Source organism: Corallococcus sp. NCSPR001, assembly GCF_017309135.1.
Lineage (GTDB): Bacteria > Myxococcota > Myxococcia > Myxococcales > Myxococcaceae > Corallococcus.
Map to the genome: position 1 here is coordinate 7,820,259 of NZ_JAFIMS010000002.1, position 13,957 is coordinate 7,834,215.

9 protein-coding genes are annotated in these 13,957 nt (G+C 71.1%); 4 read left to right on the forward strand and 5 right to left on the reverse strand.

Features of this window, described 5'->3' with window-relative positions:
• Nucleotides 1-89 precede the first annotated feature (89 nt).
• Nucleotides 90-548 (forward strand): hypothetical protein, encoded by a 459-nt coding sequence (locus JYJ93_RS33260; RefSeq protein WP_206798561.1) that lies wholly within the window; start codon nt 90-92, stop codon nt 546-548.
• Nucleotides 549-895: 347 nt separating this feature from the next.
• Here JYJ93_RS33260 and JYJ93_RS33265 read toward each other — a convergent pair whose 3' ends face one another.
• Nucleotides 896-1,858 carry an SDR family oxidoreductase gene (locus JYJ93_RS33265; protein ID WP_206798562.1) on the reverse strand — a complete coding sequence of 321 codons (963 nt, stop codon included), beginning with the start codon at nt 1,856-1,858 and terminating at the stop codon, nt 896-898.
• Nucleotides 1,855-2,709 (reverse strand): lysophospholipid acyltransferase family protein, encoded by an 855-nt coding sequence (locus JYJ93_RS33270; RefSeq protein WP_206798563.1) that lies wholly within the window; start codon nt 2,707-2,709, stop codon nt 1,855-1,857. The genes JYJ93_RS33265 and JYJ93_RS33270 overlap by 4 nt, the downstream gene beginning before the upstream one ends.
• Before the next feature lie 91 nt (nt 2,710-2,800).
• Here JYJ93_RS33270 and JYJ93_RS33275 point away from each other — a divergent pair, with 91 nt between their 5' ends.
• A complete protein-coding gene (locus JYJ93_RS33275; protein WP_206798564.1) occupies nt 2,801-4,228 on the forward strand; it encodes a DUF2252 family protein in 1,428 nt (475 codons plus the stop codon).
• 1 nt (nt 4,229) lies between these two features.
• Here the strand turns inward: JYJ93_RS33275 and JYJ93_RS33280 are convergent, their stop codons facing one another.
• From JYJ93_RS33280 to JYJ93_RS33290, 3 genes are all read right to left on the reverse strand, one after another.
• Complete coding sequence (locus JYJ93_RS33280; RefSeq protein WP_206798565.1) at nt 4,230-5,177, reverse strand: polysaccharide deacetylase family protein; 948 nt, start codon at nt 5,175-5,177, stop codon at nt 4,230-4,232.
• Nucleotides 5,178-5,195: 18 nt separating this feature from the next.
• Entirely contained in the window at nt 5,196-5,906 is a 711-nt protein-coding gene (locus tag JYJ93_RS33285) for a glycosyltransferase family 2 protein (protein ID WP_120622956.1), read from the reverse strand.
• A 78-nt stretch (nt 5,907-5,984) separates the two neighbouring features.
• Nucleotides 5,985-7,298, reverse strand: a complete 1,314-nt coding sequence (locus tag JYJ93_RS33290) for an FAD-dependent oxidoreductase (protein WP_206798566.1) — start codon at nt 7,296-7,298, stop codon at nt 5,985-5,987.
• Nucleotides 7,299-7,528: 230 nt separating this feature from the next.
• Here JYJ93_RS33290 and JYJ93_RS33295 point away from each other — a divergent pair, with 230 nt between their 5' ends.
• Nucleotides 7,529-12,550 (forward strand): tetratricopeptide repeat protein, encoded by a 5,022-nt coding sequence (locus tag JYJ93_RS33295; RefSeq protein ID WP_206798567.1) that lies wholly within the window; start codon nt 7,529-7,531, stop codon nt 12,548-12,550.
• Between the two features lie 88 nt (nt 12,551-12,638).
• Nucleotides 12,639-13,919: a serine--tRNA ligase gene (gene serS, locus JYJ93_RS33300; RefSeq protein WP_206798568.1), complete on the forward strand. Its 1,281-nt coding sequence runs from the start codon at nt 12,639-12,641 to the stop codon at nt 13,917-13,919.
• Nucleotides 13,920-13,957 lie beyond the last annotated feature (38 nt).

A 13,957-nucleotide genomic window follows, 5' to 3' on the forward strand; every position in this document is an offset into this window, starting at 1 on the left:
GAGTCGCGACTCCGGTGCGCTAAGCGGGGGAGCGCGGACCATACCACTGCCCTCGTCCGTTCCGCCCAGCAGCTGGTAGCGTCTCGCGCATGAACCGCCTGCCTGCCCTGATGGTCGCCCTGGTCCTCGGTGGGGCCTGTGCCCACACCCCGCCCAAGTCGGACCTGGAAGCGCTCCAACCCGTCGTCGAGGGCTTCCACAAGAACCTGCGCTGGAGGAACTATCGCGTCCTGTCCAACTTCATCGTCCCCGAGGAGCGCAAGGACTTCGAACGCAAGCGCCGCGAGCTCCACGACGACCGCGACCTCACCGTCACCGACTATGAAATCGAGGGCGTGAAGCTCGCCGACGATGGCCGCCACGCCACCGTCCAGAGCCGCATCCAGTGGATGCGCCTGCCCTCCGCCACCGAGCAGAACGACAGCGTCACCTCGGAGTTCGTCTTCCGCGACGGCGTCTGGCTGCTGGAGAAGCAGCTGTCGGGTCCCTTCGCGGGCGAGCTGGAGCCACGGGAGACACCGCCCAAAGAGGCGCTGCCGTCACCGTAGCCCGCAAAAAAGTCGCCCACCGTCTCGGGGCCGGCCGAGACGATGGGCGTCGAGGGTTCCCCCATGGAACCCCCTACCAGGGTGACGATGTCGCGCGGTACTTCCGGCCCGCTGCGACCCCGCCGTGTTGCCTGGTCTCTAGAGCAATGCGAGTGCCAACCGCCGCGCCCCCCTGCCCCACCCCTGCTTCCCATGTAAAATCAGGCACTTGGCAACACTCACTCCCCGTCGCCACCGTCCCATGCCTGACAGTGATGTCAGGCCCTCCCTGCCATCCCGCCATGTTCCCCCTGACATGACTGTCAGGGAACTGTCGCGGGGGCCCACGGAAAGCCGCCGCGCCCCCGCTACTCCCCGATGACGGAGCGGATGGTGTCGCGCATGGAGTGCCGGGCCTTCCAGCCCACGTCCTGGACCCAGCGGTTGCCGTCCACGGCGCAGAGGAACTGGATGTGGTCCAGCTCCGGCGGCGGGAAGTTGGCCAGCCGGTAGCGGAACATCAGGCCCAACAGGGGCCGGGCCACGGGGTGCGGCACGGGGATCGCGGTGTGGCCCAGCTCGCGCAGCACGGCGGACAGGGGCACCTGGCCGGGGCCCACGACGTTGTAGACGCCCTTGGGCTCCGGGCGCAGGGCCTCCACCATGGCGCGGGCGACGTCCTCCACGTGGATGAGCTGCACCATGGGGTCGAAGCCCGCCATGGTCCACGGGTGGCGCAGCCGCAGGTAGTTGGACGGCGCGTTCTTGATGGTGGGCCCGACGATGTGGACGGGCCGCAGGATGACCGTCTCGATGTCGGGGTGCTTCCAGAAGAAGCTGTGCGCCAGCATGTCCACTTCGATGAGGTCGCGCACGCCGGAGAAGCGGCTCGCGGCCATCAGCGGCGCGTCCTCCGTGAGGAAGTTGGAGTTGTCCGGGCTGGGGCCGTAGACGTTCGCCGAGGACAGCACCACCACCTTCTTCACGCCGTACTTCGCGCAGTACTCCAACAGGCGCGTGGTCCCCACGACGTTGAACGAGTGGTGCTCCTCCTCGCTCATCCGCGGGTCATGCATGATGCCCATGTGGATGACAGCGCGGACCTCGTTCTTGCGGAAGACGTCCTCCGCCTTCTTCTTGCGCAGGTCCAACTGGTGCATCTCGACGTCCTTCGGCTTCCCGATGAAGGGACGCCGGTCGATGCCGATGATGCGCTCGCGCTTGTGCAGCATCTTCGCCAGCGTGCGGCCCAGGTTGCCGCTGATGCCGGTGACGACGACGGCCGGGCGCTTGTCCGTGACGGCGTCCTTCTCTTCCGTGGAAGCGCTCACCAGAACACCCCCCGGCGTTCCTTGAGGCCCTGATGAAGCATGGCCTGGATGGAGGCCTTCACGGTGCGCACCTTCTTGTCCAGCTCGCTGTCCTCGTCGTCCGCGCGGCCGGTGAAGTGGAGCGCGTCGCCGAAGTAGATGCGGTACTTCGTGGGCAGCGGGAAGGGCGTGCCCGTGGGGGTGATGGGGAAGGACGGGAAGCCCAACAGCTTCGCCACCGGCTTCAGGTTCATCAGCGCGGGGGCCTGCTCCTCCGCGCCCACCACGGCGATGGGCACGATGGGCGTGTTCGTCTCCAGCGCCAGGCGCATGAAGCCCAGGCCAAACTCCTGGAGCTGGTAGCGCTGGGGCCACAGCTTGTTGAGCCCGCGCGTGCCCTCCGGGAACACGAGGATGGCCTCCTCCGCCTCCAGCAGCCGCCGGCAGTTCTCCGGCGTGCCGACAATCTGGCCCACGCGCGCCATGAACGTGGAGACGTACGGCAGGGACGGCACCCACTTCTCCACCATGCTGCGGATGGCGCGCGGCGGGTTGCCCTCCACCATCAGGGCGATGCCAATCATCGCGCCGTCCAGCGGCAGCTGGCCGGAGTGGTTGGACACCAGCAGCACCCGCCCCTGGGGGATGCGGTCCGCGCCGTAGGCCTCCACCCGGAAGTAGTGGCGGTAGAGCCACATGAACGGGGCGATGGCGGCCAGGCTGTAGTCCAGGTTGAACCCGAACGGATCCACCCCGTACTCGTTCTCCGTCCGGGCCAGGGCCTGGAGTTGGTCGGACTGCTGCTCGCCGGCCATGCGCTCGGTCCACTCGCGCAGGCCCTTCTTCACCTTGTCGCTGAAACGCTCCAGCATGGGCCCGCTCCTTAGCACCCCCGCTCGCACGCCGGGAGTGGGCCCACAACCCGCGATGACCTTCTGACGATAATCCGCCGGAAGGTCCCCCATGCACATCCCGTCCAAACGCTCCCTCCCCTCCCGGACGTCTGGCTCCACTGTCGCCGCCACGGTGCTGACGCTCGCCTCCTCCGGGGCCGGAGCGGGACGGCTGGCCCCTGACATCAGCGACTTCCAGCCCCAGGCCACCCCGTCACGGACGGGCGACACCGTGGCGGGGAACACCCTGGCGCCCCGGCAGGCCCGGGCGTCCGGACTGGAGCGGCCGCCGTCACAGGCCGTGTCCTTCGTGCGCGACTTCAACGCGCGGCTGGACCTGCCGCCCGCGCGCCTGAAGGAGAAGCTGGCGCAGATGCGTGAGAGCCCCTCCGCCATGTTCCGCGCCATGCCCGCCCTGTTCCACGCGGACCTGCGGGGCCCGTACGCGCGGGAGGCCCGGCTGACGGACCGGCCCGCGCCGGACATCCGGGTGGTGGGCGACGCGCACGTGGGCAACCTGGGCACGTTCCGGGGTCCCGAGGGCAAGCCGGTGTGGGGGCTCAACGACTTCGACCAGACGGGCACCGCGTCGCCGGAAGCGGACCTCACGCGCCTGGCCACCAGCGCGGTCCTCACCGCGCGCGAGGCGGGCCTGTCCACCAGCGAGCAGGGCAAGGCGGTGGAGGCGCTCGCGAAGAACTACTTCGAGACGCTGGAGCTGCTGGCGGACGGCGACGCGAACCCGGGGGCCTTCCTGGACAAGAAGGAGTCCTCCGGCCCGGTGAAGGACCTCATCGGGAAGGCGCGCGACACGTCCGCGAAGGACCTGCTGTCCAAGTACGTGAAGCTCGACGGCTCGAAGGGGCCGCGCTTCCTCACGTCGGACACGCTCAAGCCGCTGGACGCGGAGAAGAAGGCGGCGGTGCGGACCACGCTGGCGTCCTACGAGAAGACCCTGGATGGCACGGAGGGCGTGGCCGTCCCCCTGAGGGTGCTGGACCTGGCGGAGCGGCTGGACGCGGGGGGCAGCAGCTATGGCCTGGAGCGCGACTACGTGCTCGTGGGCGCGGCGGATCCGAAGGCGCCGCCCGTGCTGCTGGAGTTGAAGGAGCTGCTCGCGTCTGGAGTGGCGTCGCCCCCGGTGCCCGCGAACGGCGCGGACGTGGTGAAGGCGCAGGAGGAGCTGGGCGGCGCGGTGAACCCGCTCACCGGCGCGGTGAACATGGGCGGCCGGGCGTTCCTCGTGCGCGAGGTGGAGCCGGAGAAGAACAAGCTGGACGACGCCGTGCTCGGGAAGAAGAAGGCCCTGCGCTCCACCTTCGAACAGGCGGGCGTCGTGCTGGCCCGCGCCCACGGCCACACGCAGGCCCAGGCGATGTGCCTGGAGGACTGGGTGGGCGGAGACACGAAGGGGGCCACGAAGCGGCTGGTCGCCTTCGCGCAGGCCTACGCGGATCAGACCGAGGCCGACTGGAAGGCCCTGAAGGCCGCGCGCTGAGTCAGAGCGTCGCGGACAGCTGCCCCGCCGCGTCGCGAAGGGTGACGACGTCGAAGTCGTCCTTGAGCCATTGGAAGATGCCGCGCAGCCGCTCCATCTTCTTCGAGGCGCTCACGCGCAGGTCGCGCTGCTGCCGCGCGAGCTCCGGGGGAATCCCGTCCGTGGCGTCCAGCACGTCGACGCCGTGCAGCTCGAAGTTGAAGAACGCATCCGTCCGGCACGTGCGGTACGCGGCGCGCATCGTTCCGAGCGGCAGCGTCGTCGCGAACGTGCCGATGAACGGGAAGCGCACCACTGGCGTCACCGTCATGGGCAGCTCCAGCACGGCCCCCGAACCACGACGGTAGGGCTGCGCGGGGTCCGGCCGGTACGGCACGCGCGGCGCCAGCAGCACGCGAGGCGTATCCAGCACGGAGCGCGACGGCCGCCCCAGCGCCGCGAGCGCCCCCATCATCGCCGCCTTCGCCGCGTAGTACGGCGCCGCCGGGAACGCGGACGAACCGTACCGGTAGCCCTGCGCCACCGTGGCCGCGTACAGGTCCGCGTTCAGCGTGTAGCCCGGGGCGCGAAAGCCCGAAGGACGCACGCCCACGGCCTTCAGGATGGCCTCGTCCGCGCGCGACAGGTCCTCCGCGATGGCGTCCGGCCCGCGCCGGGTGAGCGCGTAGTCATGGGCATGGCTGTGACTGGCAATCTCCACCCCTGCCGCGTGGGAGCGCCGCATGCCGTCCACCGCGCCGGGGTCCGCTTCCAGGTCCTCGCCGATGACGAAGAACGTCCCGGGCACGCCCACTGCCGCGAACAGCTCCAGGAAGCGCGGCACCGCCACGCGGTGGATCAGCGTCCGCGCGCACTCATCGAGCAGCGACTCGGGCAGCCCGTGGATCCGGCAGTAGTGCGGCAGCGAATCCAGGTCGACGGAGATGGACGCCAGGCGCGCTGCCGTCATGGGGCAACTCTCCTCCGCTCAGGTCCCGCGGACGCGGATGACGTAGAACAGCTTTCCCACGTTCTTGAGCACGTTGGGCACGCGCTTGAACAGGTGGATGGACGGCTGGCGCTTCTCATGGAGCTGGATGGGGATCTCCATGACGTTCAGCCCCTCGCGCCACGCGCGGATGACGAACTCGCTGGCGAACACGTCCATGTCCACCACGCACTTCTGGATGACGGGCAGCAGCGCTTCGCGGCGGAACGCCTTCAGGCCGTGCGTGTCCGTGCCCTGGAAGCCCAGCGCCACGCGCAACAGCTTGTTGTGCACCCGCGTGGCCGCGCGGCGGATGAGTGGGCGCTGGTCGCTCGCGCCCTTGGCCGCCTTGGACCCCACGACCATGTCCGCCTCGCCGCGCTCCAGCCGGGGCAGCGCCGCGTCGTAGAAGGTCAGGTCGCAGAGGTCGATTTCATCGCAGACCACGTAGGTGCCCCGGGCCTTCAGGATACCGGCCTTCAGCGCCACGCCGTAGTTGGGCGTCTCCGAGTGGAACCAGCGCAGACGCGGGTTCTTCGCGCAGAGCTCCTCCAGGAGCCGGGGCGTCGCGTCGCGCGAGCCGTTCTCCGCGAAGATGATTTCGTAGTCGAGCCCGCGAGCATCCAGCCCCTGGCGCAGCTCTTCGGCTGCCTGGGCGATGATGGACTCCTCGTTGTAGACGGGGATGACGACGGAGAGGTGCAGGGCCATGGGTCCGGAAATGCGAAGGGAAGGCTTTGGGGCGTAGCACGCCCCCGGACCACCGTCGACAGGAGACGACTCCTTGCGTCAGCCGTTCAGCGTCCGGGCGCAAGCCCGCCCGTCCAGGATGGCGTCCTCCATGGAGGCGTACTCCCACTTTCCGTAGCGCCCCGCCATGAGGATGCCGGCGTGCTCCAGGAAGCGCTTCACCTCCGCCATCGCGGGGCCGTAGGCGTCGTCGTAGAGGACGTACGCGTTGGGAATCTCCCGCCCCTTCGCGAAGAGGATGTCGTCCGCCGAGTGGATCATCCGCGAGCGCACCAGGTCCTCCACCGCGAACCGCTCCGCGTCCGCGACGGACAGCTCGCCGTGGTGGCTGAACTCCACGGAGAAGCTGGCCGTGTCCGGAGGGGCCAGGGGCGCGTACACCGCCGACGGCGCCCCGATGCGGTACGAGTGGAACTCCGGCTCCGGCAGGTAGATCCAATGCCACGGCTGGCGGTTCGCGCCCCGGGCGCCCACGCACACGTACGTGACGATGAAGGCGCGCAGGCGCTTCGCCGCGGCCCGCACCTCGTCCGGCACGCCGGAGGCGCCCTTCCCGAGCAGGTCCACCAGCGCCGGCAGCGCGATGGAGGACACCAGCCCCGAATACGGCAGGGTGCGTCCGTCCGACAGCGTGACCTGCTTCGCCTTCCAGTCAATGGAGACGGGCTCCGTGCGCACGCTCAGCTCGCCGCCCGTCAGGTGCTGCTTCATGGCGCGCGCCAGGCTCTCGATGCCGCCCTCGCGCGGGTAGAGGAACGACGCGTTGTAGCCCAGCTGATCACTGCCCGCGCCGAGCGCCCCGTCCACGACCTCCTTGAGGGTGGGGCGCGGCACGAACCGGCCGACCCACGCGGCGGACATCTCTCGCGGGTGCACGGTCCAGAGCTTCTGGTTGTAGGGCAGCATGAAGTTCTTCGCGAAGCCTTCACCCATGTAGCGGAGGATGAACTCCTCGAAGTTCACGGGGTCGCGCTCGCGCAGGGCGCGGCCCTTCTCCCCGTAGATGGCCTCCACGTAGCCGACCAGGTTCTCCGCCACGACCTCCGGCGGCAGCCCGTGGGTGTTCACCTGGTAGGGGAAGCGGGTGAAGGTGTCGCGCGAGAAGATGGCGGCGCGGCGCTGGATGCGCACCAGTTGGTCCGGGAGCCAGAGCGTGTTGACCAGCTGCTGGATCTCCGGGTCGCGCAGGTGGAGCCAGTGGCCGGTGGGGTCGAAGTAACACCCGTCGATGACCTCGGTCTTGATGAGGCCGCCGACCCGGTCGGACTTCTCGATGAGGCGCCAGGGGCGCTTGAGGAAGTGCGCGGTGGACAGGCCCGCCAGGCCCGCCCCGAGGATGACGATGGGATCCATGCGCCGCCGGGTCTACCACCCCGGGAGGGGCCCTGGAAAAGGGATGCACACTGTTGGTGTTGGCGGGCGCCCGCCCTCCTGCCCGGCCGGGTGACAACGGTGCGCACCTGGGGCGCGTTCTTTCCGGGCTTGAAACGGCTCTGCTAGCCTGCACGCGCCGCGCGGACCATCGCACGCCCCCGTCATTAGCTGCGCGTGCGCGCGCCAGCCGGTCTCGTCGAAGGAAAACAATGAAAGTCTCCTGCCCGTCGTGCCAGACGAATTACAACATCGATGACAGGCGGATCCCGCCCGGCGGCGCCAAGCTGAAGTGCGCCCGGTGCCAGACCACGTTCCCCATCAAGGCCGATGGCGCGAGCTCCGAAGCTCCCGAGGCCGCGGCGCCGCAGGCTGCCGCCATCCCCCTGCCGGGCCAGGCCGCCGCCATTCCGCTCCCGGGCAATGCCGCGCCCCAGTCCGCCGCGATTCCCCTGCCCGGCACCGCCGCGCCCCGCCCAGCGGCGCCCCAGTCCGCCGCCATCCCACTGCCGGGTGCCGCCGCGCCGCAGCCCGCCGCCATCCCGCTTCCGGGCCAGGCCGCCGCGATTCCCCTGCCCGGCACCGCCGCGCCGCAGTCCGCCGCGATTCCCCTGCCGGGCAATGCCGCCGCCATCCCGCTCCCGGGTAGCGCCGCGCCCCAGTCCGCCGCCATCCCCCTGCCGGGTGCCGCCGCGCCGCAGTCCGCCGCCATTCCGCTCCCGGGCCAGGCCGCCCCGCGCGCCGCCGCTCCGGCGCCGCAGTCCGCCGCCATTCCGCTGCCCGGCAGCGCCGCGCCCCAGTCCGCCGCCATCCCGCTGCCGGGCAGTGCCGCCCCGCAGTCCGCCGCCATTCCCATGGGTACGGGCCCGGCCATCCCGCTGCCGGGTACCGCCGCTCCGCGCGCCGCCGCCCCGGCGCCGCAGTCCGCCGCCATCCCCCTGCCCGGCACCGCCGCGCCGCAGCCCGCCGCCATCCCCATGGGTACGGGCCAGGCCATCCCGCTGCCCGGAAGCGCCGCGCCCCGTTCGGCCGCCATCCCGCTGCCGGGCAGTGCCGCGCCCCAGTCCGCCGCCATCCCCATGGGCGCGGGTCCGGCCATCCCGCTCCCCGGCGCTGCCGCCCCGCGCGCCGCCGCCATCCCGCTGCCGGGCAACGCCGCTCCGCCCGTCCCCGAGGATCCGTTCTCCTTCGACGACGAGGTCCCGCCCGCGGCCTATGCCTCGCCGGGCGTGGCCGCGCCCCGGGCCCTCTCGCTCGACGCGGGACCTGGCGCGCCGGTGGCCCTGCCGGACGACTCGTTCAACTTCGACATGGACGCCGCGCCGCCGGCCCCCTCGCCCGCGGAGGACGACTTCGCGGAGGTGAGCAGCGGCGAGTTCTCCTCGGTCGACACCAGCGACTTCTCCGAGCCGCGCGAGGACGTGACCCGCGTCGTCGCCATCCCCGTCCCCAACGCCGCCTTCCGCGAGCCCGCCGCCTACGGCACGGACGAGCCCGCCGGCACCGCGCGCGACTTCGACTTCTCCGAAGAGCCCGTCGCCGCCGCCCCGCCCGCCGAGGCCGACTTCGGCACGCCCGACTTCGACTTCGCGGACGACGGCACCCTGCCCGTCCCCGCGCAGCCGGCGCCGGAGGACGCGTTCACCTTCGACATCAACGACCCGAACAACGCCCACGGCCCCGCCGCGGCGTCGCGTCCCCACCCGCAAACCTACGGCTACGGCGAGCCGGAGCCCCAGGCGGATCCGTTCGCCCTGGCCCCGCCCCCCGCGGAGCCGGAAGCGGATCCGTTCGGCCTCCCGCCGCCCTCCGACTACGCGGCCGCGCCCCCCGACGCGGACCCGTTCGCCCTGCCCCCGCCGCCCGCCGCCGGCGCGCCGTCCTATGACCTGGGCGGGCTGCCCTCCGCGAGCGAGGACCCCTTCGCCCTGCCGCCCTCGCCCGGCATGGACTTCTCGGACCTGCCCTCGCCCGCCGCGCCCCAGGCGATGGACTTCTCCGACCTGCCCTCGCCCGCCGCGCCCCAGGCCGTGTCCTTCGACTTCGCGGAGCCGCCGCCCCCCGCGTACGGTCAGGCCCCCGCGTACGGTCAGGCCCCCGCGTATGGCCAGGCTCCCGTGCCCACGGATGATCCGTTCGCCGTGGACTTCTCGTCGCCGCCCCCGGCCGCGCCGCCGTCACCGGACTTCAGCCTGGACTTCGGCGACCCCGCCCCGGCCGCGCCGCCGGCGCCCGCGCGCATCAACCCCGCCGTGGACTTCGGCGACGTGGACTTCGGCGACCCCTCGCCCGTCCCGTCCTCCTCGGCCACGGGCCTGCCGGACGCGCTGGAGTTCGACCCCACCGCCGCGCCCGTGGATGACCTGGAAGCGGACCTCTCCGCGCCGCTGCCGCCCCCGCCCGCCGCGGGCCCCGCGGACGGCCTGGAGATGCTCAGCTTCATCGACGACAGCGCCGGCAAGGACGCCGGTGGCCGCGTGCAGGTGAAGCGCTTCCACGTGCGCCGCCGCTCCGGGAAGATGTTCGGCCCGTTCGAAGAGGGCGTCATCGTCAAGATGCTCGAGGACGGCCAGCTCCTGGGCAACGAGGACGTGTCGCCGGACTCGGAGGCGTGGTCCGCCATCGGCACCGTGCCCGTGTTCGCCGCCGCCATCCAGCGGCTGATGGAGGGTCCGGCCAAGGCCGTGCCGCTGGCGGCCACCCCGGGCGCGCCGGCCCCGGAGGCAGCGGGCACCACGGATCCCGCCAACCCGCAGGCCAGCATGGAGCGGCTGCGCCAGCTCTACGAAGGCCGCATGGCCGCGGTGTCCGTCGTGGACCGCAGCGCCGCCGACGCCAAGTGGAAGAAGCGCATGCCCGCCCTCATCGCCGCGGGCGTGGCGGTGCTCGTGCTGGGCACCGGCGCCAGCTTCGAGGCCAGCCGCTACGGCGCCTTCGGCCGCAACAAGTTCTTCCCCTCCCGAGTGTCCTCCGGCTCCGCCGAAGCGAAGCTCGTCGAGGAGGCGCGCAAGGGGCTGCTGGCGGACACCTACGCCAGCTACAAGGAAGCGCGCACGAAGAGCGCCCAGGTGCTGGCGAAGAACGAGTACCCGGAGGTCCGCGCCCTCTGGTGCCAGTCCGTCGCCTACCTGCAGCGCCGCTACGCGGACGGCGAGCGCTCCGACCTCGCCGCGTGCGGCAAGCACATGGAGACCATCGAGCTGCTGGGTGAGAAGAACGTGGAGGTCATCAAGACCACCGCCGGCATCGCCCTCACCCAGCGCAAGGGGGCGGAGGTGCAGGCCCGCCTGCGGGACGCCGCCGTGCGCGAGGACAACCAGGGCGACCTGGAGCTCTCCTTCCTCCTGGCGGAGTCCTACGCGCAGCAGAAGGACATCGGCAACGCCGTCGCCACCCTGACCAAGGTGCTGGAGAAGGACGCGAAGTCCGCCAAGGCCCACCACGCGCTGGGCAACCTGTACCAGGCGCAGGGCAAGGCCGACGAGGCCGCCAAGGCCTACGCGGAAGCGCTCGCCGCGGATCCGCAGCACGCCGCCTCCGCGGTGGAGCTGGCCGCGGTGGAGCTCCTGGTGCGCAAGTCGAACATCGAGCAGGGCGCCCAGGCCGTGGAGAGCGCCCTGAAGCTCCAGGACGCGCTGGGGCCCGCCGAGCGCGCCCGCGCCCGCGGCCTCAAGGGCGTGGCCCTCTTCCAGCAGTTCAAGCCCAAGGAAGCGGAAGCGGAGCTGAGGACGGCCCTCAAGGACAACCCGGACTCCGACTTCATCAAGGCCCAGCTGGCCCAGGTGCTGCGCTCGCAGCGCGACTACGACGGCGCGTTGCCGCTCTACGCCTCGCTCGCGAAGGAGGACAGCGACAACCTGGGGTACGTGGACGGCCACATCACCGCGCTGGTGATGACGGGCAAGATGCAGGACGCGCTCACCGCCGTGGAGGCCGCCAGCAAGAGCTTCCCCAACGAGGCGCGCATCGCGTACCTCTACGGCCGCATCGAGGACGCGCTCGACAAGCCCACGGAGGCGGAGGGCCACTTCAAGCGCGCCAACGCCGCCGACGCGAAGCTGGTGGACGCGGGCCTGTACCTGGGCCGCCTGTACCTGCGGCAGCACCGCAACGCGGACGCGCGCGCCCTGCTGGAGGCCGCCGCGCAGCAGGCGCCGGAGCACGCGGGCGTGCACGCGGGCCTGGGTGAGCTGGCGCTCGCGGAGAACAACAGCCTGCTCGCGCAGCAGGAGTTCGACCGCGCCGTGCAGCTGGACCCCAACCTGGCGGACGCCCACCTGGGCCTGTCGCGCGTGGCCCTGCTCAACGGCGACACCACCCTCGCGGAGACGGAGGCCAACCGCGCCCTGGAGCTGGATCCGCACCTCTTGAAGGACGGCCGGCTGCAGCGCGGCCTGGTCCTCTGGCGGCTGCACCGGCTGGACGAGGCCGCCGCGGAGCTGGAGAAGGCCAAGGGGGAGGACCCCCGCTCCATCACCACGCCCATCACCCTGGGCGCGGTGCTCCTGGAGAAGGGCGACCTGGCCGGCGCGGAGAGCAACCTGGGCCTCGCGCTGCGCAACGAGCCGTCCAACCACGAGGCGCTCTACTACCTGGGCCTCGTGCGCGCGAAGCGCTCCGAGTACACCCAGGCGCTCGACAGCATGAAGACCGCCGTGGACCGCGCGCCCAAGCGCCCGGACTACAAGTACGCGTACGGCGTCATCCTGCGCGACGCGAAGCGGCTGCCGGACGCCGTCGAGCAGTGGAAGGCCGCCGTGGAGCTGGAGCCCAACTACGCGGACGCGCACGAGGCCCTGGGCCACGCCTACCTGGAGCGCGGCGAGTTCGACGCGGCCATCGCCTCCTTCGAGGCGGCGCTCAAGGCGGATCCGCAGCGCACGCGGGTGATGGGCGCCATGGGCGACGTGCTCTTCAACGCCGCCCGCTGGGACGACGCCGTCCGCCGCTACCAGGCGGCGCTCAAGGCGGATCCGAAGCTCACGTACGTCTACTACAAGGTCGCGCGCGCCTTCACCGAGCAGGCCCAGTACGCCAAGGCCATCGACTGGTACAAGAAGGCCACCACCGCCGAGCCGGACAACGCGCAGTCCTTCTACTACCTGGGCTTCGCCTACAAGGAGCGCAACAAGCGCAAGGACGCCATCACGGCCTTCAAGGAGTACCTGGTGAAGAAGCCGGACGCGGCGGACAAGAAAGACATCGAGGACGAAATCTACGACCTCGAACACTGACCCCACCCCTCCGGGCGTCCGGCCTTGAGCACCCGGCGCGTGGTGAGCCTTGCCGGCCCACGCCCGGGATGACTACAAGGCGTGCCCCATGCTGGACCTCCGGAACGTTGCGCAGAACTTCGATGCGGTCGTCGCCCGACTGAAGACGCGGGGCGGCAGCCTGGACCTCGGCCCCTTCCAGACGCTCTTCACCGAGCGTCGCGACCTCTATGTCTCCATGGAGGCGCTGGCCGCGCGCCGCAACGCCGCCAACGAGGAGATGAAGCGCAAGGCCAAGGAGGACCCGGCCGCGCTGGAGAAGCTGCGCGGCGACCTGCGCGGCGTCTCCCAGGAGATCAAGGAGAAGGAGGCCCGCCTCAAGGAAGTGGAGGAGGAGCTCAACCGCATCCTCCTGGTCATCCCCAACGTGCCCCACGAGTCCGTCCCGGTGGGAACCAGCGCGGACGAGAACGTCCAGGTGAAGAGCTGGGGTGAGAAGCCGAACCTCCTCTTCACGCCCAAGCAGCACTTCGAGCTGGGCGAGTCGCTGGGCATGCTCGACTTCGAGCGCGCCGCGAAGGTGTCCGGCAGCCGCTTCACCTTCTACAAGGGCGCCCTGGCCCGGCTGGAGCGCGCGCTCGTCACGTTCATGATCGACGTGCACACGTCCAAGGGCTACACGGAGCTGCTCCCGCCCTACCTCGTGCTGCGCGAGACGATGATGGGCACCGGCCAGCTGCCCAAGTTCGAGGACGACGCCTTCAAGACGTCCGGCGACCCCGAGCGCTTCCTCATCCCCACCGCGGAAGTCCCCGTGACGAACTACCACGCGGACGAAATCCTGGAGGGCGAGCAGCTCCCGCTCCGCTACTGCGCCTTCAGCCCGTGCTTCCGCGCGGAGGCCGGCGCCGCGGGGCGCGACACGCGCGGCCTCATCCGCCAGCACCAGTTCCACAAAGTAGAGCTCGTGAAGTTCTCCCAGCCGGACAGGAGCCTGGACGAGCTGGAGGCCATGACGGACGACGCGTGCGACATCCTCCGCCGCCTGGGGCTGCACCACCGCGTGATGCTCCTGTGCACCGGGGACATGGGCTTCGGCGCGCGAAAGACGTACGACATCGAGGTCTGGCTGCCGGGCCAGGGCGCGTACCGCGAGATTTCGTCCTGCTCGGACTGCGGCGACTTCCAGGCCCGCCGCGCGAAGATCCGCTTCCGCCCCCAGAAGGGGGACAAGCCCCAGATGGTGCACACCCTCAACGGCAGCGGGCTGGCCGTGGGGCGCACGAGCATCGCCATCCTGGAGAACTACCAGCGGGAGGACGGAAGCGTCGCCATCCCGGAGGCGTTGGTGCCGTACATGGGCGGGCTGAAGGAACTGCGCCCCCTCTAGTCAGGCCGATGGGGCCCCGGTCGTAAAAAAGGGGCCAA

Coding starts and splice junctions, on each gene's coding strand:
- JYJ93_RS33260 (WP_206798561.1), top strand. CDS start 90: ATGAACCGCCTGCCTGCCCTGATGGTCGCCCTGGTCCTCGGTGGGGCC.
- JYJ93_RS33270 (WP_206798563.1), bottom strand. CDS start 2,709: ATGCTGGAGCGTTTCAGCGACAAGGTGAAGAAGGGCCTGCGCGAGTGG.
- JYJ93_RS33275 (WP_206798564.1), top strand. CDS start 2,801: ATGCACATCCCGTCCAAACGCTCCCTCCCCTCCCGGACGTCTGGCTCC.
- JYJ93_RS33280 (WP_206798565.1), bottom strand. CDS start 5,177: ATGACGGCAGCGCGCCTGGCGTCCATCTCCGTCGACCTGGATTCGCTG.
- JYJ93_RS33285 (WP_120622956.1), bottom strand. CDS start 5,906: ATGGCCCTGCACCTCTCCGTCGTCATCCCCGTCTACAACGAGGAGTCC.
- JYJ93_RS33290 (WP_206798566.1), bottom strand. CDS start 7,298: ATGGATCCCATCGTCATCCTCGGGGCGGGCCTGGCGGGCCTGTCCACC.
- JYJ93_RS33295 (WP_206798567.1), top strand. CDS start 7,529: ATGAAAGTCTCCTGCCCGTCGTGCCAGACGAATTACAACATCGATGAC.
- serS (WP_206798568.1), top strand. CDS start 12,639: ATGCTGGACCTCCGGAACGTTGCGCAGAACTTCGATGCGGTCGTCGCC.